At 57.6% G+C, this 21492-nt stretch carries 19 protein-coding genes; 13 read left to right on the plus strand and 6 right to left on the minus strand.

Features of this window, described 5'->3' with window-relative positions:
• Nucleotides 1-60: 60 nt before the first annotated feature.
• Nucleotides 61-1119, minus strand: a complete 1059-nt coding sequence (locus tag ACGY09_RS17215; protein WP_397568690.1) for a DUF1559 domain-containing protein — start codon at nucleotides 1117-1119, stop codon at nucleotides 61-63.
• A gap of 773 nt (nucleotides 1120-1892) precedes the next feature.
• A complete protein-coding gene (locus ACGY09_RS17220) occupies nucleotides 1893-2162 on the minus strand; it encodes a hypothetical protein (protein ID WP_373653746.1) in 270 nt (89 codons plus the stop codon).
• Between the two features lie 118 nt (nucleotides 2163-2280).
• Here ACGY09_RS17220 and bshB1 point away from each other — a divergent pair, with 118 nt between their 5' ends.
• From bshB1 to murD, 3 genes are read left to right on the plus strand one after another with little or no spacing between them, the layout of a single operon-like run.
• The gene (gene bshB1 / locus ACGY09_RS17225; RefSeq protein ID WP_373653827.1) at nucleotides 2281-3006 is read left to right on the plus strand and encodes a bacillithiol biosynthesis deacetylase BshB1; all 726 of its coding nucleotides are present in this window, start codon (nucleotides 2281-2283) and stop codon (nucleotides 3004-3006) included.
• Nucleotides 3007-3014: 8 nt separating this feature from the next.
• A complete protein-coding gene (locus ACGY09_RS17230) occupies nucleotides 3015-3614 on the plus strand; it encodes an HAD family hydrolase (protein ID WP_397568691.1) in 600 nt (199 codons plus the stop codon).
• Nucleotides 3611-5044: a UDP-N-acetylmuramoyl-L-alanine--D-glutamate ligase gene (gene murD / locus ACGY09_RS17235; protein WP_397568692.1), complete on the plus strand. Its 1434-nt coding sequence runs from the start codon at nucleotides 3611-3613 to the stop codon at nucleotides 5042-5044. The genes ACGY09_RS17230 and murD overlap by 4 nt, the downstream gene beginning before the upstream one ends.
• Before the next feature lie 141 nt (nucleotides 5045-5185).
• Here the strand turns inward: murD and ACGY09_RS17240 are convergent, their stop codons facing one another.
• Nucleotides 5186-6262 (minus strand): mannose-1-phosphate guanylyltransferase, encoded by a 1077-nt coding sequence (locus ACGY09_RS17240; protein ID WP_397568693.1) that lies wholly within the window; start codon nucleotides 6260-6262, stop codon nucleotides 5186-5188.
• A gap of 246 nt (nucleotides 6263-6508) precedes the next feature.
• On the opposite strand from ACGY09_RS17240, the gene ACGY09_RS17245 reads away from it, so the two are divergent.
• Nucleotides 6509-8368 (plus strand): phospho-sugar mutase, encoded by a 1860-nt coding sequence (locus ACGY09_RS17245; protein ID WP_397568694.1) that lies wholly within the window; start codon nucleotides 6509-6511, stop codon nucleotides 8366-8368.
• Nucleotides 8369-8470: 102 nt separating this feature from the next.
• Here ACGY09_RS17245 and ACGY09_RS17250 read toward each other — a convergent pair whose 3' ends face one another.
• Nucleotides 8471-10861 carry a PSD1 and planctomycete cytochrome C domain-containing protein gene (locus ACGY09_RS17250; protein ID WP_397568695.1) on the minus strand — a complete coding sequence of 797 codons (2391 nt, stop codon included), beginning with the start codon at nucleotides 10859-10861 and terminating at the stop codon, nucleotides 8471-8473.
• A gap of 488 nt (nucleotides 10862-11349) precedes the next feature.
• On the opposite strand from ACGY09_RS17250, the gene ACGY09_RS17255 reads away from it, so the two are divergent.
• Entirely contained in the window at nucleotides 11350-13170 is a 1821-nt protein-coding gene (locus ACGY09_RS17255) for a carbon starvation protein A (RefSeq protein ID WP_397571884.1), read from the plus strand.
• 247 nt (nucleotides 13171-13417) lie between these two features.
• Nucleotides 13418-14368, plus strand: a complete 951-nt coding sequence (locus ACGY09_RS17260; RefSeq protein ID WP_397568696.1) for a PIG-L deacetylase family protein — start codon at nucleotides 13418-13420, stop codon at nucleotides 14366-14368.
• An 80-nt stretch (nucleotides 14369-14448) separates the two neighbouring features.
• On the opposite strand, the gene ACGY09_RS17265 is transcribed toward ACGY09_RS17260, so the two are convergent.
• Nucleotides 14449-15594 carry a DUF1501 domain-containing protein gene (locus tag ACGY09_RS17265; RefSeq protein ID WP_397568697.1) on the minus strand — a complete coding sequence of 382 codons (1146 nt, stop codon included), beginning with the start codon at nucleotides 15592-15594 and terminating at the stop codon, nucleotides 14449-14451.
• A gap of 387 nt (nucleotides 15595-15981) precedes the next feature.
• Here ACGY09_RS17265 and ACGY09_RS17270 point away from each other — a divergent pair, with 387 nt between their 5' ends.
• The 6 genes from ACGY09_RS17270 (at nucleotide 15982) to arfB (ending at nucleotide 20701) form a co-directional block, all read left to right on the plus strand.
• Complete coding sequence (locus ACGY09_RS17270; RefSeq protein ID WP_397568698.1) at nucleotides 15982-16320, plus strand: hypothetical protein; 339 nt, start codon at nucleotides 15982-15984, stop codon at nucleotides 16318-16320.
• A gap of 125 nt (nucleotides 16321-16445) precedes the next feature.
• Nucleotides 16446-17207 (plus strand): SDR family oxidoreductase, encoded by a 762-nt coding sequence (locus ACGY09_RS17275; protein ID WP_397568699.1) that lies wholly within the window; start codon nucleotides 16446-16448, stop codon nucleotides 17205-17207.
• Nucleotides 17208-17281: 74 nt separating this feature from the next.
• On the plus strand, nucleotides 17282-18412 hold the full coding sequence (locus tag ACGY09_RS17280; RefSeq protein ID WP_397568700.1) for a Nif3-like dinuclear metal center hexameric protein: 1131 nt from the start codon (nucleotides 17282-17284) through the stop codon (nucleotides 18410-18412).
• Nucleotides 18413-18590: 178 nt separating this feature from the next.
• Nucleotides 18591-19076, plus strand: a complete 486-nt coding sequence (locus ACGY09_RS17285) for a hypothetical protein (protein WP_397568701.1) — start codon at nucleotides 18591-18593, stop codon at nucleotides 19074-19076.
• A 36-nt stretch (nucleotides 19077-19112) separates the two neighbouring features.
• Entirely contained in the window at nucleotides 19113-19940 is an 828-nt protein-coding gene (locus tag ACGY09_RS17290) for an ExeA family protein (protein WP_373653734.1), read from the plus strand.
• Between the two features lie 314 nt (nucleotides 19941-20254).
• Nucleotides 20255-20701, plus strand: coding sequence for an alternative ribosome rescue aminoacyl-tRNA hydrolase ArfB (arfB, locus tag ACGY09_RS17295; protein ID WP_373653733.1), 447 nt, complete (start codon nucleotides 20255-20257; stop codon nucleotides 20699-20701).
• Here the strand turns inward: arfB and ACGY09_RS17300 are convergent.
• Nucleotides 20698-21051, minus strand: coding sequence for a YkgJ family cysteine cluster protein (locus ACGY09_RS17300; RefSeq protein WP_397568702.1), 354 nt, complete (start codon nucleotides 21049-21051; stop codon nucleotides 20698-20700). The genes arfB and ACGY09_RS17300 overlap by 4 nt on opposite strands.
• 150 nt (nucleotides 21052-21201) lie before the next feature.
• Here ACGY09_RS17300 and ACGY09_RS17305 point away from each other — a divergent pair, with 150 nt between their 5' ends.
• Nucleotides 21202-21471, plus strand: coding sequence for a hypothetical protein (locus tag ACGY09_RS17305; RefSeq protein ID WP_373653731.1), 270 nt, complete (start codon nucleotides 21202-21204; stop codon nucleotides 21469-21471).
• The last annotated feature ends 21 nt before the right edge of the window (nucleotides 21472-21492 follow it).

Consider the following 21492-nt stretch of genomic DNA (forward strand, 5'->3'; position numbering starts at 1 on the left):
ACTTTGTGACTCGAAACCATTCGACACGCAGCAAAACTCGCGAGAGCGACTTGTCCGTGGTCAGTCGAGACTGATCGCGGCTCCGTCGTCCCGCGTCGCCAGGGCCTTGAGCAGGTACATATCCATACTGCTGCTCAGAAACCTGACTGACCCATCACACTGAAGCGCTCCGGCGCCACCAGCATGTTCTGAGTTGATCGGACGATTCGGAGTGCCCGCCTGGCATGCACTTCCCTCAACAGGGGCTTCACGCATACCGACCGGGTGACGAACCGTGGTCAGGTTGTAGCATCGGGTAGCTAACCTTGAGTTGGGGTTCTGGTAGCTTGCGCCTGTCCCAAAACTGTCGGTGCTGCGCAACCAACTGACTGGATAACCGCCGTCCATGCGGAGCTTTCGGCCGGTGGCGTCAGTCACGGGTGCCGAGGACTCAGCAATCACAATGGTGCTGCTGCTACCGTCCTGGACATCGCGCATCGACCTAACTTCATTCGCGAGCAGGACTCCCCCCCAGGACATCTGGCCGACCACACCAGAGCACACGGCGAAATTTTTCACACGTGTTTCCGGGAAATCAGGATTGCCTGGGGAAGTCGCAGTCGCCCCGGAAATGCCGACATACGAGGGCATGAGGACGGGAATCGCAACGACAGGATAGAATTCGGCAAGAGTGGAGCTGGGGCAGCGATACGCTGGGATGTAAGCACCCCGGACGGCCGGACCGTTTGGTCCCAGCGAGACATCGCCACTTCCAGGTGCGGAGAGGTTGAGCTTGCTATACAAGACCTGTTGATCGAGGTGAGGAAGCAGGCCCACAAAAAACGACGGGCCGGCCTGCGGAAATTGTGCTCCGCTGGACATGATCCGTGGCTGCACGAACCCACCGATAGGAAAGGTGCTGTGAGTGTCGTGATAATTGTGGATTGCGAGGCCAAGCTGCTTCAGGTTATTCTGACAGCGGATCCGATTTGCGGCTTCGCGTGCCTGCTGAACAGCCGGCAGCAACAAACTGACCAGCAAGGAAATGATCGCAATCACGACCAACAGCTCAATAAGGGTGAATCCGACGCGCGCCTGAGTTGGTTTAAAACAACCAGGGTTCTCTCGTAGCCGCAACAAAGCTTTGCTCTTTTTCTAACCGCCTGCCTGATAAAATCGGACCGACTCGTTCCCTGGTCCCCAGGGAGTTTGGATGAGGTTAAGAGGGAAGTCGATCTCAGGTCTGATCGAATCTCCTCGTAATTCACTGTCGCAACCGGTACTTGAACATCATGCCAGTCCCCGGTCTGGCATGCAAGATGGCACTCCAATCTCCACACCGTGGAGAATTTTACTTCCAAAACTGAACGTCAACTGGCCAAGTCGCTTGGCCGGGGCGTTGAAAAATGCCAACCGCTTGTATTGTAGCTACCATTTTTACATTACCAGCCTCAAAGTGAATGGCTTTCGCGCGGGGGTTCACGAATTCAGGATTGTTCATACCACGCGATTTCTCAATTTCCTCAGAAATGTAAGCTGGGCTGTTGGATTTCTTGAAGAATGCGGAAAATGCGTTGCTTAGAGAAACCCGCTGTGGCGGTGAGCTAAGATAAATGCTTCAGGGGTACTGGTCATTTGGGGATTTGATTTTCGAACACGTTCCCAACAATCTCTCGCCAAGTTGCGGGTTGCGTTCAAACGTACACTTCAAGAGTGTTTAATATTTCTCTTTTGTAAGAATTTTGTCGCAGGCTTTTTCGGGATTTGAGTCTTGGGCGGCTGTCGCACGCGCGGAGGTGCGGCGTGAGCCCGCCTGTGAGGTGACGCCCCGCCGATTTGGTCTGCGTGGAGCGACTCAATCGAATGTGGGCCGACCTCTCAAACATTGCAAGAATTGCCCCGGATGGCGAGGGTCACTTATACCCCAGGTTTCGTTCGATGTCTTGAGCCTGTTTGGACATGATCATCCCTTTAACGGGATCTCGCTCGTCTTCCAGGGGTCGGTTGCCCCGTCCGATCTTTCCCACTGATGCCCATTTGTCTTCTTCTTCCGTCTCCGGTTCCCACTGCTCGTGCTTGGCGAAGTAAGGGATGCCGTTTTTGATTCCGACTGAGGCACAGCCGGCGGACAGGCTGCTGATTCCGGCGACCAGCAGGACAAGCGAATGACGGGGGCGCAGCATGACTAGGCTCCACGGGGTTGCGGAGTTAAGCTTGGACGTAAATTGGGCGAGCGTGAGTTTGGGAGAAACCTCGCGCGGCTTATCCCAGAATCCTCTCCTTGTGTCGAGACGACTTCTTATGGAACAACTGGACTCGCCGCTGGACATTCTGGCGATTGCACCGCACCCCGATGACGCTGAGATCAGCGTGGGGGGGACCTTGATCCAGTGTCGTCGCCAGGGGCTGCGTGTCGGGGTTCTGGATCTGACCAATGGGGAACCAACCCCCTTCGGCTCGCCCGAGATTCGTGCTCGAGAGACTGCTGCGGCGACAAAAATTCTGCAACTGGATTGGAGGCACAATCTGGGGCTGGCGAACCGCTCGCTGGAACCGACGTTGGCGGCCCGTCGAAAACTGGCAAGTGTCTTTCGACAGGTGCGACCCCGGATCCTGCTCGCCCCTTACTGGGAAGACAGTCATCCCGATCACGTCGCGGCGACCAGTCTGATCGAAGCAGCCCGGTTCTGGTCGAAGCTATCGCGCACGGACATGCCCGGTGAACCATTTCACCCACCGCAGATCCTTTACTACTTCAGTATTCACTTGCGAATTCATCCTCAGCCTGCGTTTGTCTTTGATATCAGTGATGCGATCGACGAGAAAATGGCCTCGGTTCGTTGTTACGAAAGTCAGTTCTTTGCTGGTCGCAGTCAGGAGTTTCCTTCGCCGCTGGATGATATCCGAGATCGTGCCCGTTACTGGGGTTGGTCCATCAGTCGCAAGTTTGGTGAGCCCTTTGCCAGTCGTGAGTCGATCCGGATCGGGTCCTTTACGGCGATGACGGAGTTTTCGAAAGGGGCTTGATCGTTCCGATGACTGAAGTACGTGGTGTGATTTTCGATCTGGATGGGACCCTGGTCGATTCGCGACTCGATTTCGATGCGATGCGTCTCGAGATGGGTTTGCCGCAGGGGATGCCCATTCTGGAAGGGTTGGAACAGACTCCGGCAGGTCCGCAGCGCGACCGCATGGTGGCCATCATGAGAGCCCACGAGCTGCGAGGGGCGGATGAGGCGATCCTCTTTTCGGGCGTGACACAGTTCCTGGCCCAGATTCGCGACCTGGGCATCCCCTCAGCCGTGCTGACGCGAAATTCGCGCGAGGCGGCCGAACGGACTCTGGGGCGGTGGAATCTCACCTTCTCACAGGTCGTAACGCGTGAGGATGCTCCACCCAAGCCTGATCCTGCAGGGCCGATCATGATCGCCCGGAAATGGGGGATCCCCGTCACGCAGATCGTGATGGTGGGTGATTACCTTTTCGACATCGAAGCGGGGCGTCGAGCCGGAATGCGGAGTGTGTTGTTCGCTCCGCAGGAAATCCCCGATTACGCCCATCTGGCTGACATCGTCCTGAAGGATTTTCGTGATGCAGCAACGCTGCTGAACGTCCAGTCGGCACGGTCCCCATGATTCCAGATCACCCCTTTGACGATTACCGGGGTCGGCGAGTTCTCGTCATGGGTCTCGGCTCGTTTGGCGGGGGCATCGGCGCGGTTCGCTTTCTTGTCTCACGTGGCGCATCAGTCACAGTGACGGATCGTCGTTCCGCCGACACTCTCGCCGAGGCATTAAACGAACTGAAGGACACCCCTCCCGAGCGACTGGTCCTGGGGCAGCATCGCGAAGACGACTTCACCTCTGCCGATCTGGTGGTGGTGAATCCAGCCGTCAAACGCGACTGTCCCTATCTCAACGCGGCCCTGGGTGCCGGAGTTCCGCTGACAAGTGAGATGAATCTGTTCTGGAAATGGAACCGAGCACCTGTCATTGCCGTAACCGGCAGCAATGGAAAGTCGACGACGACGGCACTGATTTACGCGATTCTGGAAAAGTCGCTGTCTTCTCGGTCCGGCCGTCGAGTCTGGCTGGGAGGGAATATCGGCAAGAGTCTGCTGCCCCTGGTCGACCAGATCCAGCCAACAGATCTGGTTGTACTGGAGCTCAGCAGCTTTCAACTGACCGATCTGGACCGGTTGCAGGTGAGTCCCCATGTGGCGGTGATTACAAATTTTGCTCCGAACCATCTGGACTGGCATCCCGGACTCGATCACTACCGCTCTGCAAAGCAGACAATGCTCCGCTGGCAAGGTGAGAGTGATGTCGCAGTCGTGAATGGGGATGACCTGGACGTCAAACAGTGGGGCACGCGGGGTATTCGCCGGGAGTTCAGCCTGCAACAGGGGGATTCGCCCGCGATCTATTATGAGCATCCGATGGCAGTCGTTCGTTCGGGCAATTCTGTGATGCGCTGGCCCCTGAGGGAGTGGTTGACACTGCCCGGAGACCACAACGTGGCGAATGCGTTAGCCGCGATCACTGCCGCGATCACGATGGGGGCGAACGAGACGAGTGTCCGGGAAGGGATTTCCTCGTACAAACCACTGCCGCATCGCCTGCAACTGATTGCCGAAGTGGAAGGCCGCAAATTCTATAATGACTCGCTTGCCACAACGCCCGAGTCGACCGAGGTGGCGCTGCGGGCGTTTGATGAGCCGATCGTGCTGCTGGCGGGAGGATACGACAAGCAGGTCGACTTGAGCGGGATGTCGGCGGCGATTGCCGCCCGGGCGAAAGCCGTCTCTCTGATGGGACAGACGGCGGCGCCATTAAATAGCCTGTTGAACGCGGTCCCCTCAACGATGTGCATCGTTTCAGAACCGCAGTCCTCCCTCGAAGCGGCCTTTGAGTGGGCCGTGGGGCAGTCCGCGCCGGGGGATATCGTGCTACTTTCCCCGGGTTGCGCCAGCTATGACTGGTTCCGTAATTTCGCTGATCGGGGAGATCAGTTTACGGGGCTGGTCCGGCAGTTCGCCGTGCGAGCCGGGGCAATGATGTCGTGACTATGTTCGTCTCGATCAAAGTTCGTCTCGATCAAACACGGTCTGCGCGCCGTGCACGGGGATCGTGCCACGTCGCGTGACTGCCGTTTCAGTGTTCACGCGACGTGGCAATTGATCCGCTTGTGATCGAGCCGGTGTCGATCAGAGGAAGCGTTCCAGGCCTCGCTTTTCGACTTCCGCCAGCAGGATCTTGATGGCGTTTTCGTCCCGCTTATCTGCGACAAGCGTTGCGGTCGGGGTGTGAACGATGATCAGATCTGACACACCAATTGTCGCGATCAGGTGATCATTGTCTGTGCGCACGATGCAGCCTTTGGTATCGACGGCACAGGCGACTCCGTCGAGCGTATTTCCGTTCTGGTCGGCCCCGAGCAGACGGGGCAAGGCCTGCCAGCTTCCGACGTCATCCCATTGGAACGGCGCTTCGAGTACGCAGACCTGTCCGGCCGCTTTCTCGAGGACTGCGTAGTCGATTGAGATCGACGGCATCTGGGGGAATTCGGTTTCTAGAAGCTGGTGCAGTTCGTCGCTGCCGATTCCGGGCTGGATTCGTTCCAGGCAGGCAGCGATTTCCGGGGCAAATTCCTTGAGTGCATCCAGAATCGCCTGAGCACGCCAGACAAAGATGCCGCAGTTCCAGTAGTACTCGCTGGTCGCCATGAACTGAGCGGCCGTCAGAAGGTTGGGCTTCTCGTGGAAGCTCTTCACATGGAACGCCGGGGAAGTCGCGGTGAGACGTTCCCCGCGCTGGATGTATCCGAATCCCGTGGACGGATAGGTAGGCTCGATACCGAACAGGACGAGTGTGGAGGGATTTTGTTCAATCAGTTCCACGGCCTGCTGGACGGCTTGCTGGAATTTTTCGTTGGGGCTGATGACGTGGTCGGCGGGAGTCACCAGCATGATGGCATCCGGATCAGCAGCCAGCATTGCGATGGCTGCCAGGCCGATGCAGGGGGCGGTGTTACGGCCGCACGGTTCGACGAGAATCTGATTCGAGGGGACCTGTGGCAATTGCCGGGCGGTTTCCACCGCATGGGCGGCCCCGGTGACGATCCAGGTTCGCTCGGGTGAGATCACGGGTTGGCAGCGACCTGTGGCCTGCTGGATCAGCGTTTGATCTCCCGTCATCCGCAGGAACTGCTTGGGTAACTGTCGGCGGCTTTGGGGCCAGAATCGCGTGCCGGATCCTCCGGCCATGATCACTGCATGTAACATTTTCGTCGTTCCTGCAAAATGTGCTTGATTCAGCGGGCTGCTGCAGAGCATTTCATGGCCGGGTCGGTGAGGCTTCGAAATTCGAACGGATCGTATTTCGTTCTCGACATGTCAGCTGCGGGAAAACTGCACCGCAGGTTTCCTCTCGTGCCTGACTTGCTATATTCCGCCGTTGATTTTCGCCATCAAACTGAGGTCCAGTACCGAACCTCATCGCGCGGACATCATTAATACAGGAAGCATCAGATGTCAATTGACGTGAATCGCCGATGTGAGGCTGCCCGACAGGTGGTCAAAGCTGCAGTTCAAAGTGAAAAACTCACCCCTGCAACCGGGCAAAATCTCGATCGCTGGTTGACGGAATCTTACTATTCGGAATATCGAAGTCAGCTGCTCGAACTCGTCGAGCGTGAAGCATTCGACGTTCTCAATAACCTGTTCTGGGAGCGGATTCCGTTTGGCACGGGGGGACGTCGCGGTCCCATGAGCGAATTTGGATCGGCTACGATCAACGCTCGCACCATTGCCGAGTCTGCGAACGGACTGGCCGTCTATGTCAAGAAGAGCGCTCGACCTGAAGGGCAGGGCGCCCCCGGCGATGTTCCGCTGCGGGCCGTGATTGCTCGCGACACACGGCATCGGTCGACCGAGTTCGCACGGCTGACTGCCTCGATTCTTGCCGCGCATGGCATTCAGGTTTACTTCTTCCCGGAACCACGAGCCACACCTGAGCTGTCGTTTGCTGTGCGGCATCTGAAATGTGATACGGGAGTCATGATTTCGGCTTCCCACAATCCCCCTGCCGACAATGGCTTTAAAGCGTACTGGAGCACAGGTGGGCAGGTGCTTCCTCCACACGATAAGGGGATCATCAATTGTGTCGATGCGACAGAAGAGATCCCTTCGATCGACTTTGATACGGCTGTGAAGGAAGGGAAGATTGTTATCCTTTCTCCTCAAAGTGGTCTCGATGTCGATCGGGACTACATCAACGCCGTGTGTGCGCTGAGTCTGTCGCAGGCGCGGCAGATTCGTATTCTGTATTCACCGATGCACGGTGTTGGCGAGTCATCGATCTATCGGTCGTTGATTCAGACCGGTTTTACGAACATCGAACTGTACGAACCGCAGCGGGCACAGGACGGCAGTTTTCCTAACGTCCCCGACCATTTACCGAACCCAGAGCGTTCCCAGGCGCTTCAGCCCGCGATCGACTATGCAAAACAGCATGGGCATGCGCTGGTGATGGCGTCAGATCCTGACGCGGACCGCCTGGCTGTCGCCGTACGGACTGCGGGAGATCAGTTCGTCTGTCTGACGGGAAATCAACTGGGGGCCTTGCTGGCAGATTTTGTCTTGAGCAAGCGAGCCGCGAACGGCACTTTGTCACCAAAGCACTATCTTGTTGAGACGCTGGTGACGACCCCGATGCTGGCGACGATTGGACAATCCTACGGTGTCCGCGTCTTCCGCGATTTGCTCGTGGGCTTCAAGCACATTGCCGCCACGATCGATGAAAACGGGCCGGCTGAGTTCGTGTTTGCGGCCGAGGAATCCGTCGGCTATCTGGCCGGCGAGTATTGTCGTGATAAGGACGCCTGTGTCGCTGCGTTGTTCGGCGCGGAACTGGCCAGTGAACTTGAGGCGGCTGGTAAAACTCTCGTTGAGCGACTCGACGAACTGTACCAAAAGCACGGGTACTTCCATGAAACTCAGTTCGTTCAGGTCTGTCCCGGTGCCGAAGGGAGTGATCAGATCGCGCGGATGATGCAGGCGCTGCGCGAGCAGACACCGGCGACTCTGGGGCAGCTCGAGTTTCAGTCGGTGCGCGACTACAAGCGACACGTGATCAAATCACTTCCCGCGAACACCCTCCTTTCCGAGTTGCCGCAGCCTTCGGGAGACTTACTGATTCTCGAAGGGAAGCTCGGTCCCTGTCAGGTCTCGCTGGCGGGGCGACCTTCCGGGACAGAACCCAAGATCAAGTTCTATCTGTTCGCGAATACTCCCGCCGACATGCCGCTGGTCGAAGCAAAGTCGACGGCTCAGCAGGCGCTAGTGCAATTGCAGGCCGCTCTGCAGGAATGGCTCGTGTCGAACTCGTAGTCCGGCGACCCCGACCCGGTGACGTATCAGTGTTAAAGAGATAATGGAAAACGGGCACTGAGGTCCCAGGACCGCAGTGCCCGTTTGAATGACCCGCGAGTGTCAGTCGATGAACATCAGCTCGTTCAAGCCAAACAGCGACTGGATGTAGACTGGCCAACGACCTGATTCCGGAACGGGGGAATTCGCGGCGGGGCGAAGAAAGTTCTCGCCGATGCGGATTTCTTCATCGCTCGGTTTGCGCTGAAACAGTTGTTCGTAGCAGGCGATGATCCTGTCTCGCGTCGTCCCTGCGGGGTGACCTTCGTGCAGCTTCGCGCTGAGCTTCACCGCTTGCGTCTCGATGAATTCACTGTTCAGGACGAAGAGTTGCTGCAGTGGGGTCGTCGTGGCATCGCGCGAGGGACTGTGCGAGGTCGGAGGAGGGAAATCGTAGAGTCGCAGCATATCATGCTGTTCATCCCGGCCGACTTTCCCATAGAGCGTCCGTCGGCGGTTTGTTGGCAGGTCCAGTTCGACGGCAGGCCCTCCCAGGGTATTGTCGAGATTATCCGCGACCGCCAGGATTTCGTCTCGCCACGGTTCGATGTCCAGCCTTCGACGGCTCATTCTCGCCAGGAAGTGGTTCTCGGGGTCAAGCTGGACGGACAGCGCGATCGCCTCTGCCCCCTGAGGGTTACTCCGAGCTTCGCTGGCCTGGCGATAGGTGGTGGAGGTGATCATCGTTCGATGCAGACGCTTCATCGACCAGTTACGTGAAGTAGGTGGAGTGACATCGCTGGCGAGATGAGTTGCTAACCATTCCAGAAGTTCCGGGTGTGAAGGGCGTTCTCCCTGCGTACCAAAGTCGCTGGGGGTCTTAACGATCCCACGTCCGAAGTGGTGTGCCCAGAGACGGTTTGTGATGACGCGAGCCGTCAGTGCCTGTGATTCGTGAAACAATGCTTCGGCGAATTCACGTCGCCCGCTCCCTTTGACGAATGGGGTGGGGGTGGAAGGGGAAAGGACTTCCAGGAAGCGCCGGGGGACGATCTCGCCGGGATTTCCGGGATTGCCCCGGCGGAATACGGGCAGGTCGCGAGGTTGCCCTTTCCGGACATCCAGCTTCGTTCGGTCCGGTCCGTCGGGCATGACATACAGGCTGGCCTCTTCAACCGTATGCGCCATGCGGGCGTCGAATTGGGGCGTTGATTTTCTGATCGCTTCGATTTCGGCGGTCAGATTTTTCGCTTCCTCTGATTCCTTATCTTTGACGGCTTTCAAGCGATCTTCCAGTTCACCCACTTTGACACGGGCGGCGATCACCTGTTCCGCAAAGGGTGAAGGGAGCAAGGGGCGATCTGTCAGTTGCGTGCTGGCGAAGACTCCGGCGAGGGCGTAGTAGTCGCGAGCTGAGATTGGGTCGAATTTATGATCGTGACAACGGGCACAGGCCACAGTCAGGCCCAGGAATGTACGAGTCACGGCATCAATCCGCTCGTCCCATTCGTCGGCAACGATGACTTCGATGACTCCCGGGGCGAGTTGCAGTTCTTTCCAGTAGGTCGGGCTGAGTCCGAGCAGACCGAGTGCAGCATAGTCCTCAGGAGGAGTTTCTTCATACAGGTCTGCGGCGAGTTGCTGCTTGACGAACTGATCGTAGGGAAGATCCGCGTTGAGTGCCTGAACGACCCAGTCGCGATAGAGCCACGCCTGGTCGGCATTCTTCAGCCACGAGGGGGTAACATCCGTGTAACGGGCCAGATCCAGCCAGTAACGTGCCCAGCGTTCTCCGAAGTGAGGCGACGCCAGCAAGCGGTCGACGAGACGTTCGTACGCGTCGACACGGTCATCAGCAACGAACTCGGCAACGTCTTCCGGCGTGGGGGGAAGTCCGAGCAGATCGAACCAGAGACGGCGGATCAAGGTCCGTTTGTCGGCTTCCGGGCTGGGTTGCAGATTTTGCGAGGCCAGGCTGGAACGGATGAATGCATCAATCGGCTGATGCAGGTCGGTGGTCGAATCGATTGCAGGAGCAGTCTGCCGCGACAATGGCTGGAATGCCCAGAAGCTGCGCGCGGACTCCCAATCAATCTGTTTCTCTTTCATGGCGACCGCAGAACCGTAGTCAGGGATATAGGCCCCCATCTGGATCCACTTGACGACCTGATCGATCTCTTCACTCGAGATTTTTCCTTCGGGCGGCATTCGCAGCTGGGGATCGGAATAGCGGAGTGCGGTGACCAGGAGACTCTCTTCAGGTTTGCCCGGAACGAAAAGCAGACCTCGTGAGCCCCCCGCCGTCAGGCCAACACGCCCGTCCAGCGCCAACTCGCCATTGTCGGCTGCCGTGTCGACCGAGTGGCAGTCGTAACAGTGCTTGGCAAAAAGTGGGCGAATCGACTTCTCGAAGAACTCACCCAACGCCCGTTCGTCACGGATTTCTTCTGACCCTGCTACACCGGCTGCAGGAAGCACGACCGCTAACAAACCGACGAGTAAACCGTATCTCATGCCATCGCTCTCCAAATCCACCAGGACTGTGGCTGATAGTCTACCAAACGTCCGCTGTCGTGTAAGCCGGGGTTGATGAATTGGGCCCACGAATGAACCAGGTCCGGAGGAAACTGGCGGTGAATGAAGTGTAGAGATGGTGGGAACAGCAGCGGCAATTTTCTCGTAAGGCGAACTGTGAAAATCGGATGCGAGTGGGCGCGTGTCGTGTTAATCTACTTGACTGTTCGAAATTCACCGCTCGGTTTTCGTCGGGACTGCGGAACGGACTGGCTTGAAATGACTTTTGTCACATGCGCATTGCAGTGATGATTTTCATTCGCCGCCGGGATGGGGCGATGGCTGAGTGACGGCCAGAGATTTCGCAACACGGTAACGGTTGAGTTCGGTAGAAACTGCACGACAGGGATAACAGGAAGTCCGGTGCCAATCCTGTCGTGGGGATTGAGACGCGGTTGCGTGTGACAAGTGGAGACAACGACGTGAGTATGCTCGTAATCGTGTTGGCTTGTGCAGCGATTCTTTCACTCGCTTACTGGACCTACGGCCCCATCCTGGTTCGGTGGCTGCGACTGGATCCCAAAGCCACGACGCCAGCGTACGAGCTGCAGGACGATCTGGACTACGCGCCGCTGGCTCCGAATGAACTGCTCAGTCAACACTTTTCGGCCATCGCTGCCGCGGGGCCGATTGTGGGACCGATTCTGGCAGGAGTCTGGTTCGGCTGGCTGCCGGCACTGATCTGGATTCTGGTCGGTTCGATCTTCATCGGCGGTGTGCACGACATCACGTCGCTGGTCGCGTCGATTCGCCACAAGGCGAGATCCATTGCTGAAGTAGTGCGGGACCACATGAGTCGTCGCGCGTTCCTGCTGTTCCTCAGTTTTGTCTGGCTGGCGCTCGTTTACATCATTATCGCCTTCACCGACATCACTGCGGCGTCATTCATAGGTGAACAGACGCTGGAGAACGGAGATGTGGTTACCGGAGCCGGGATCGCCTCGTCGTCATTAATGTATCTGGCACTTCCCATCGTGATGGGGATTTTGATGCGCTATGCCAAGCTTTCGGTTGGCTGGGCGACGCTGATCTTTCTGCCGCTCGTCGGTGTATCAATCTGGGCCGGACAATACCTGCCTGTCAGTATGACGGACATCCTGCGTATCTTTGTCCCCACTGCCGACGATCGGATGGCGCACAAGACGTGGGATATTCTGCTGCTGGTCTACTGCTGTATTGCCTCGGTGGTGCCCATGTGGCTGCTGCTGCAACCGCGTGGACACCTGGGAGGCTATTTCCTCTACGTCGCGCTGGCGGCGGGAGCGATTGGACTACTGTTCGGCGGGGCGAAGGTCGAATATCCCATGTTTAACTCATGGACCACGCCTGACGGGCAGACCCTGTTTCCCGTCCTGTTCATCACGATCGCGTGCGGCGCCTGTTCTGGTTTCCACTCCCTAATTGCCTCGGGGACGACATCGAAACAATTGAGATACGAAACCGATGCCAAACTGATTGGCTATGGTGCGATGTTGCTGGAAGCGATGGTGGCGATCGTGTCGCTCAGTTGTGTCATGATTCTTTCACGCGATGCGTCGCTGCTGAAAAATCCGCAGCCAAACCTGATTTACGCCCAGGGGATCGGGGCCCTGCTGGAACAATTTTCTGAATTCGTGCGGCGTACGGGTTGGTCCGGTTTCCATCTTTCGAGTCAATTAACCGTCTCGTTCGCACTGATGGCGTTTACGACCTTCGTCTATGACACGCTCGATGTCTGCACTCGACTGGGGCGGTACATTATTCAAGAGCTGACTGGCTGGCACGATGCAAAGGGCCGCTGGTTGGGTACGCTTCTGACGGCAGGGGTCCCCGCCTTTTTCGTCATGCAGACCATCCACGGAATGGACGGTAAACCGGCACCGCTGTGGCGCATCTTCTGGTCCTTGTTTGGAGCCAGTAACCAGTTGCTGGCGGCGCTGTCACTGCTCGGCGTGACGGTGTGGCTGTGGCGGACGCGGCGGGAGATCTGGGTACTGTTTGCCGTCGGACTGCCAACCGTGTTCATGTATACGATGAGCATCTGGGCGCTGGGACGTATGATCTACGCATACGTGCGGCAACTCAGCGGTCCCCAGGCTCCTCAACAGACGACTTATATCCTGCTCGGTATTTCCACGCTGCTGCTCTTCCTGGCGTTGGCGATGCTCGTCGAAGCGATCATCGCCTTGACGCAAAGGGACAAGGGCCAGACGGATGAGCAGCGCGGCGTCCCTCTCGTGGACGATGTCAAAGCGTGGTCGGGCACTTAGAAATGCCTTTTCAAGGTTTCCGATGATCAACAAGGTGATGAACGGGTTGAGAAGCGGCTTGTGGGCGAAATTCGAGATCCCGTCAGGGAATCACAAGTCTACGATAACGCCGTGGTCACCTGACGCTGCGTGACAGCCGCAATCTCACGTTTTCACCGCATGACTGGCACGCTGATTTTTGCGGTCTCTCGACGAAACCGGGAATGACGAAACCCTGCACTCGCACTTCGCATCTGGGAGAACTCTGATGGCTAAGCAGTATTCCACGTTTCCTCCATCGCGCTCAGGTCGTCTCGCAATGCTGCTCGGGATTGTCCTTTGCTTCGTATCGGCATCATTCGGCGGCGAGCGTGGTTTGCCCCCCGAAGATGGCAAGCTGCGGATCGTGGTCTTCGGTGCGCACCCTGACGATGCCGAGTTCAAGACAGGGGGAACGGCGGCGAAGTGGGCTAAGTCAGGTCATCATGTGAAGCTCTGCTCTGTCACCAACGGAGACATCGGGCACTGGCAGATGGCCGGGGGGCCGCTGGCACTGCGCCGTGCTGCCGAGTCCGCTGCTGCTGCGAAGAAGCTTGGCGTCACTTCACAGGTTTTGGATATTCACGATGGGGAACTCGAGCCGACTCTTGAGAACCGCCGTCTGATCACCCGGATCATTCGCGAATGGAAGGCGGATATTGTCATTTCGCATCGGCCGTGGGACTACCACCCTGACCATCGTTATGTCGGAATTCTCGTTCAGGATGCCGCCTTCATGGTCACTGTTCCCTTTTTCTGTCCTGACACGCCCCATCTGACGAAGAACCCCGTTTTCCTTTATTCCAGTGACGGCTTTCAAAAGCCATACCCGTTTCGGCCCGACGTTGCGGTGGCCATCGATGATGTTTTCAGTCTGAAGATTGACTCGCTGCATGAACTGGAGTCACAGGTCTACGAAGGAGGAGCCAGCGGCAGTGAAGAGTTCGTTCGGTCAGTTCCTCCTGCCAATGACGTTGCCGGCCGGAAAGGTTGGCTCAAACAACGCTGGCACGATCGCCAGACTCGAGAGGCCGATCGATACCGTGATGTGCTGGTTCAGCTTTATGGAGAAGAGAAGGGTAAAGCGGTCAAGTACGCCGAGACGTTTGAACTGTGTGAGTACGGGCGAAAACCGACTGCGGCGGAATTGAAGCAGTTGTTTCCGTTCTTTGATGAATAGGGCTGAAGGGGGAACTCTGCGGGCCGGCAGGGCTGATCTCTCGGGATGAGAAATGAAGCCCCATGAGCGGCAACGAGAATTTAGTTCCAAAGCTCAGTCAGGGGGGCGTGGGGAACCAGATGCAGTTCCTGGCCACCCGCCTGGAAGTGATGCGACATTCCGTCGACTCCACACCATTGCAGCAACGTAGCCGTTAACTCGCCGGGGTCGACGGGACGTTCGGTCGGTTCGGCAGCAGATGCATTGCTGCTACCGATTACTTTTCCGCCAGAGACCTTTCCACCAGCCACGATTCCCGACCAGCAACCGGTCCAGTGGTCGCGACCCATGTTTTCGTTCACGTAAGGCGTTCGACCGAACTCACCCGTGGCGATGACGAGGGTGTCATCCAGGAGACCTCGCTGCGCCAGGTCGTCCAGCAGGCCTGACATCGCCTGATCGAACTCGGGACAAAGTTTGGCCTGATAGTCGAACAAAGTCGCCGGGCTGCAGCGTTTGTCACCATGGCAGTCCCATGTGATTCGGTCTTTGAGCGAATCAAACAGATTCACGGTGACGCAGCGGGTTCCCTGTTCAATCTGCTGCCGGGCTTTCAGCAGCAGATTGCCGAACTCGGAATGGCCGTACATCCGGCGGATCGACTCGGGTTCATCGGCCGGGTCACTGGTGACGAGATCCGGTTCCCATTCCGTCCCCAGGATTCCTGACTGTTGGCCCCGGTAAGCCGACACACCCGTTTCGGAGATCAGGCCCGGCAGGATGACGTTCGTTGAAACACCGTTACGACCTGGAATTCGACTTGCGACGAGACTTCCCCAGTGAGGAAACACGAGGCCGTTCATCGACAGGCGGCCCGTCTGCAGAATCTGCATCCCCGTCTCGTGAATGGGGGCGGCGTCGTGAGTCAGTGATCGAATGACCGTCAGGCGGTTGGCACGCTGGGCCAATCCTGGCAGGGATTCACTAAAACGAAGACCCGGCACTGCTGTTTCGATTGATTTAAACGGTCCCCGGACGGACGCAGGGGCTTCGGGCTTGGGATCGAATGTCTCGAGTTGGCTGACTCCGCCGGTCATCATGATCAGGATGGCCCGGCGGTTGGAAGCGGCGGTGAAAGAGGCGGCCAGTGAAGCGCCTGAGAGCCCGACCACACCCAATCCTCCTGCGCGCAGGAAATCACGACGCGAAACACCGTCGATGTCGGTGCTGTTTTCGGTCGTTGACATGCGAGTTTTCCTTTTCCGGCCCCAGTTCCAAAAAGCGATCATGCTTCTGCTTCCGAATGATAATGTACCGCCGAACGGGGTAGAGAGATACGGCATCACATTCATCGGCACGGCGACGGAGTGCTGACCCGTCGTTCCTGACTTGCAAGGCCGTGGGGACGCAAGTGACCGGCGGACAGGCGTCGCATGCTGAACCTGTCGATCGCACCGATTCTTTCAGTCGCTCCAACCAGGTTATGGCGGGAACGCGATTCCCGCCGGCAGGCCTGGTTGGATGTGGCTCAATTGACGGGGCACTGCTGTCGCCGCACACTCGTACAGTTCTGGCGGAGTGCTGGCTCATCTCATCCCGGCTCAGGAAATCGGGCTCGAAACGAAAGGTCTGACATGCTTCTGGGTGCTCAGGTTGCCATATTCGTTGTTGGAATTCTCTTTCTCGTGCGGGGAAAAGGGCTGGGCAAGAAGGGGGTGGTTCATCCGCAATATCGATGGTTAGGTGGCTTCTTGCTCACGGCGCTGCCGCTGACTCTGGTGTCAGGATTTATCCTTGGTTTTGCATGGGGGCTGACGCACATGAATCAGGCACCGGAGCAGATGAATCAGGATCTCACCCTCCCTGTCTTTGCGATGGAGGCGGGGATTGTGCTGGTGTATGGGATAATTGCTTCGATCTGGGAAAGTTCGATTCGCCGCAAAGCGGCTGATGTCTCAGCGGGCGCTGTATAACGACGTCGCAATCGTTACAGTCCGGACCTGTTGCGGGCAGTTCCCGCGTGGAACCAGTCAGCCGCAGTCTCTCGGTCAGACGACATAACGCGATTGAGCCAGACTTTTCAGGAACTGAGACACCAATGATCCTCGATTTATTCAAACTGGATGGGCGAGTCGCACTGGTCACGGGAGCCAGCAGGGGGCTGGGACAGGCGATGGCGCTGGGGCTCGCAGAAGCGGGGGCCGACATCGTCGGCGTTAGCCGATCCGGTGAACTGCCCGAGACAGAAAAGCTGGTTCGCGATGCGGGGCGACAGTTCTGGTCAGTTCCCGCGGATCTTGGGCAGCCTGCCGATCGAGTGGGGCTGATTGACCGAATCATCGAAAAAACGGGACGACTCGATATTCTCGTCAATAACGCTGGAAACTCACACCGACACCCCCCCGAAGAGTATCCACTTTCCGAATGGCACCAGCTTCTGGAAGTGCATCTTCATGCCTCATTCGATCTGGCACAGCAAGCCTCCAAGCCGATGCTGGCCCGGGGCCGGGGAAAGATCATCAACATCGGCTCTGTCATGACTTTTCAGGGAGGTCTGAACATTCCAGCCTATGCCGCGGCCAAGCATGCTCTGGCCGGGCTGACCAAGTCTCTGGCCAACTCGTGGTCACGGCAGGGGATTAACGTCAATTGCATCTGTCCCGGATACTTTGAGACGACACTCTCTCACGTCCTGCAGGACGATCCGATTCGCGGCCCGCAAATTCTTGACCGTATTCCGGCAGGGCGGTGGGGGCAGCCCGATGAATTGGCAGGGCTCTGCGTGTTTCTCGCATCCGACGCCTCGAACTACATGCACGGAAGCACCGTCGCCATCGACGGTGGCTGGCTTTCGCGTTGACAGGGTTTGCGACGGCGGGGTTGTTCTGCCTGGAACACCCCGGGACTGTTTGAAGGGATTGATAGAGGAATTCGATGACGACTGTTCACGATGTCTGCAAAGTGTTGAAGCAGATCGCGCCCCTGTCATTGGCGGAAGAGTGGGACAATGTCGGGCTGCTGCTTGGTGATGAGTCTCAACCCGTCAGCCGTGCGATCACCTGTTTGACACTCACCCATGATGTCGCGGACGAGGCGGTCAGTGCGGGGGCTCAACTGGTGGTGACGCATCATCCCATCATGTTCAAGCCGGTGAAGCAAATCACGATGGCCAGGCCCGAGGGACGGTTGCTGCTGACGCTGCTGCAGAATGGGATCGCCGTCTATTCACCCCACACCGCCTGGGATAATGCGACGACCGGTATCAATCAGCAGCTCGCCGAGTTACTGGAACTGACTCAGATTGCACCGCTGCGTCCCCGTACCGGACCTGAACAGGTCAAGGTCGTGACGTTCGTGCCCCCTTCGGATGTCGAACCAGTCCGTCAGGCGCTGTGGAACGCCGGGGCGGGTGTGATTGGGAACTACCAGCAGTGCAGTTTTAATCTGCAGGGGACCGGGACATTTTTTGGGCTGGATTCAACCAATCCTGCCATAGGGAAATCGGGTCAGCTGGAACAGGTCGAAGAAACCCGTGTCGAGGTTGTCTGTCGCGCGAATGAATTGGACAGGGTCTTGGCCGCCTTGCGAAAAGCTCATCCGTATGAAGAGCCGGCTGTGGATGTCTTTCCGCTCAAACCGGTTCCTGATGGAACGGGGGCGGGGCGGTATGGAACCTTCCCAGAACCCGTCACACTGGGACAGTTGACGCGTCTTCTCGCCCAGCGACTGAAGCAGCCAGAGATTCAGTTCGTGGGCGATCCCGGAATGCAGATCACCCGTCTGGGAATTGCTTGTGGTGCTGCGGGCGAATTCCTGCGGGACGCTCACCGAGTCGGATGCCAGGCGTTTCTCACCGGGGAAGCCCGCTTCCATTCGTGCCTGGAGGCGCGTGATCTGGGAGTCGGGATGATTCTGCCCGGACACTATGCGACAGAACGCTTTTCGATGGAAGCACTTGCGAAACGGCTGAAAGATCATTTTCCAGAAATGAAGGTCGATCCGAGTCAGGTCGAGTGCGATCCCATCCGCACTTCTCTGCACGTCGCGAGTGAAGTCGGGGAGTGAAGTCGGGACCACGACCGGATCCAGACGGTGAAGTTGTTTCAAGTTGACGACGGTTGCGGACGATACCTGACTTGAGCGATCCGCGAGCGGTTCGTCCGTGCGCCTTTGCATGCCACTTCGGAATGGAAACGGGTGGTTCAGGTGACGAGACTCTCGTCGGTGTAAAACTGGGGCCGCCATGAGCGAATCAGATCAGACCACGATCCGCATGCCAGTGTCCAAGTCGTCCAAATCGGACATTCCGGCAGTGCGGTCATCCAGTCACCGCAAAAAAGGAAAACGTCCGTGGCGGGTCGCGATGGGTATCGTTGGCCTGGTGGTGTTTGTTGCAGGTGCCTGGGGGGCGACGCATCTCTGGTCTGCTGCCGCCCTGGTCGAGAGTAATGACTCGATTGCCGATCTGGACGACATGAACTTTGGCAGCCCGGGGTTCAACAATCCCAAACGTTTTGAGGTGCAGCTCGCCAGCTCCAAAAAGCCGAGTCGTGGCGGTGCAAAGCGGGAGAGCGGTCAAGAGACGGCCGAGAGCTCCGGTTCCAATGTTCAAAAACGGAGCTTTTCGGGAGTGTGGCTGACCGGTAAAATCGAGCCCATGGAATCCAACAGCGACTCAACTGTGCCCGAGCAGATCGCGGATAAGCCCGATGCTTCGGTCCAGCGGTGACGACACGACCGCAAACGGAGAGGCAAGGACGCCGCAATGTACGAACGATACTGGAACCTCGAAAACGCTCCCTTCGATCATGACCGAAGGTCCGAGTCCTTCTACGCCGGTCGGCTTCATAAAGAAGCGATTGTGAAGCTAAACTATCTGACCGAGCATGGCAAAGGGGCTGCCGCTCTGGTCGGTGCGAGTGGCACGGGCAAGACGCACGTACTGGAGCTGGTTCGCCAGCAGGTTCCCAGCGGCGTTCCAGTGGTTCAGGTCGTGTACCCGCAGTTGGCACCCCATGAACTGGTGGCAATGATCACTCATGAGCTTGGTGGTGCCGAACTCAGCACATCCATGGGTATACCCGGACTGGATGTCCTGCTGCGTTCATTCGGGCGTCGACTGCAGGAACTGACGGAAGCGGGACGCTCTCCCGTGATCATGATCGATGACGCTCATCTGATCGAAGATCGCCGCGTGTTCCAGACATTGCATCAGTTGATGAACTTCCAGCAACCGGGTCGATCGAATTTCTCGCTCATCCTGTCGGGGCAGCCCGAACTGATCGGGACACTGCAGATGTCCAATCAGATTTCGGAACGGATCGCATTTCATTGTCTGCTGCAGGCACTGTCGGAAGAGGAAACGACCCAGTATATCCTGCGCCGGCTTCAGGCCGTCGGACGGGAAGAACCGATCTTTGATGATTCGGCACTGAGATGCATTTTTGAGCTCACAGGGGGAATTCCCCGACGGATTAACCGCCTTTGCGATTTTGCGTTGCTGGTCGGGTATGCCAACCAGATGCAGCAGATCACTGCCGATCAGATCGAAGGGGTCCATTCCGAAATCACCCGCTCGACGATCGCGGCGTAAACTCTGGCTCGGCCCGGAAGTGAGTGCGCAAAGAAGCACCTGAAGCCGCGAACCAAATCCGCGTGCGGGTGTCTCATCCCGGTCCCGACGGATGGGAGAGTGACAAGGCGACCGCCTGCAGGCGGGGACAATCCCGTTCGCGATGTCTCTTGTGCCTTCGCGCGCAGGAGTATTGCATTCCCTCCGTCGCGTTGGCGCATGGCGGACTGCCACAGGTGAACAGCTCAGGTCTGCCCCAAGTGCGGGCGCAGGCGCTCGTCGAAGCTGAAAAATGTTCCGCTTCCGTCGGCGGTATCGCGTATAATCGAATCACCATGTTTCCTTCCGATGCTGATGTTCTCGATGTAAGTCCTCGAATTCGCGTTTCGTGCCGCGAGTTCTCGTGGTCGACGGCGCGCAGTTCGGGGCCCGGAGGACAGAACGTCAACAAAGTGAACTCCAAAGTGATCATGCGATGGAGCTTTCAGTGTTCAGAATCGTTGCCCGCTGATGTGCGCGAACGGTTTATCGCCGCTTACCGCAGCAGGCTGACCACCGAAGGGGATTTCATTCTCAGCAGTGAGCGTTACCGCGATCAGCCGAAGAATGTCGCCGACTGTCTGGAGAAGCTGCACGCACTGCTGGCTTCCATCGCCATCGCCCCCAAGCCCCGTCGGCCGGTGAAACCGACAAAGGCGTCCAAACGCCGACGCGTCGCAGCGAAAAGGGATCGATCCCTCGTCAAAGAGCGTCGCCGACCACCGAGAATTGACGGCCCCTAATCGTCTTTTCCTTGAGCCGACATCAGTTCATCGCGTCGCCGCTGCAGGCAGGCACGACCACCCAGTTCATAGTCCCGACAGATTTGAGGTCGGTATTCATAGTGCGAGCAGGCGCGCTGAATGGGGTCGAACCAGAGGCACCTCGACTGCGGCTCCTGGCCACGGGTCAGCCCTGCAAAGTGTTCGTTGATTTCGTCGATGAGAGGCGCGGGGAGGTTGGGTGGTCGAAATGGATGGGGGGAGGGAAGCCCCGGACGAGAGGCATAGAGAACGACCGGCGATCCAATCCCTTCACAGCACAACCCGCATCCCTCGCACGATTCCGGAGGGAGTAATGGCAGCGGGATCATGACTTAATCCCAACGTAACGAGGTTGAATGAGGAAGGACTACAGAGGAATCTCGATAATAACTTGTCGACAGTCGCTTGACCAACTGCACAGGCCATTGAATAATCCGCGAGGCGGATGGAACCGTGTTGACTGGCAAGGAGGCCGTTGCATGTTACAGGCAGATTTGCAGGACGTCGGTTTTCGTTGGACGAAACCTACCTGGGAGCGAGCCGGAGACCGAACCTGGGTTTTAATTGTACCCAGTCAGTTTGCAGGGATGGATGAAGGAGGAGGCACGACAGATCCTCGCTTCGACCAGTCACAACGAATGTACGAAGTTTTCGAATTCGATGGGACCTGGTTCGATCAACTTCACGAAATGCAAATTGAACGGATCCTGGTCAGCCCTCAGTGGCGTCGAGCACTGCGGTCGCCTTGAACCTATAAAACGGAATCGGGG

It is taken from the genome of Schlesneria sphaerica (assembly GCF_044336245.1).
GTDB lineage: Bacteria > Planctomycetota > Planctomycetia > Planctomycetales > Planctomycetaceae > Schlesneria > Schlesneria sphaerica.

Coding starts and splice junctions, on each gene's coding strand:
- ACGY09_RS17220 (WP_373653746.1), bottom strand. CDS start 2,162: ATGCTGCGCCCCCGTCATTCGCTTGTCCTGCTGGTCGCCGGAATCAGC.
- bshB1 (WP_373653827.1), top strand. CDS start 2,281: ATGGAACAACTGGACTCGCCGCTGGACATTCTGGCGATTGCACCGCAC.
- ACGY09_RS17230 (WP_397568691.1), top strand. CDS start 3,015: ATGACTGAAGTACGTGGTGTGATTTTCGATCTGGATGGGACCCTGGTC.
- murD (WP_397568692.1), top strand. CDS start 3,611: ATGATTCCAGATCACCCCTTTGACGATTACCGGGGTCGGCGAGTTCTC.
- ACGY09_RS17240 (WP_397568693.1), bottom strand. CDS start 6,262: ATGTTACATGCAGTGATCATGGCCGGAGGATCCGGCACGCGATTCTGG.
- ACGY09_RS17245 (WP_397568694.1), top strand. CDS start 6,509: ATGTCAATTGACGTGAATCGCCGATGTGAGGCTGCCCGACAGGTGGTC.
- ACGY09_RS17250 (WP_397568695.1), bottom strand. CDS start 10,861: ATGAGATACGGTTTACTCGTCGGTTTGTTAGCGGTCGTGCTTCCTGCA.
- ACGY09_RS17255 (WP_397571884.1), top strand. CDS start 11,350: ATGCTCGTAATCGTGTTGGCTTGTGCAGCGATTCTTTCACTCGCTTAC.
- ACGY09_RS17260 (WP_397568696.1), top strand. CDS start 13,418: ATGGCTAAGCAGTATTCCACGTTTCCTCCATCGCGCTCAGGTCGTCTC.
- ACGY09_RS17265 (WP_397568697.1), bottom strand. CDS start 15,594: ATGTCAACGACCGAAAACAGCACCGACATCGACGGTGTTTCGCGTCGT.
- ACGY09_RS17270 (WP_397568698.1), top strand. CDS start 15,982: ATGCTTCTGGGTGCTCAGGTTGCCATATTCGTTGTTGGAATTCTCTTT.
- ACGY09_RS17275 (WP_397568699.1), top strand. CDS start 16,446: ATGATCCTCGATTTATTCAAACTGGATGGGCGAGTCGCACTGGTCACG.
- ACGY09_RS17280 (WP_397568700.1), top strand. CDS start 17,282: ATGACGACTGTTCACGATGTCTGCAAAGTGTTGAAGCAGATCGCGCCC.
- ACGY09_RS17285 (WP_397568701.1), top strand. CDS start 18,591: ATGAGCGAATCAGATCAGACCACGATCCGCATGCCAGTGTCCAAGTCG.
- ACGY09_RS17290 (WP_373653734.1), top strand. CDS start 19,113: ATGTACGAACGATACTGGAACCTCGAAAACGCTCCCTTCGATCATGAC.
- arfB (WP_373653733.1), top strand. CDS start 20,255: ATGTTTCCTTCCGATGCTGATGTTCTCGATGTAAGTCCTCGAATTCGC.
- ACGY09_RS17300 (WP_397568702.1), bottom strand. CDS start 21,051: ATGATCCCGCTGCCATTACTCCCTCCGGAATCGTGCGAGGGATGCGGG.
- ACGY09_RS17305 (WP_373653731.1), top strand. CDS start 21,202: ATGTTACAGGCAGATTTGCAGGACGTCGGTTTTCGTTGGACGAAACCT.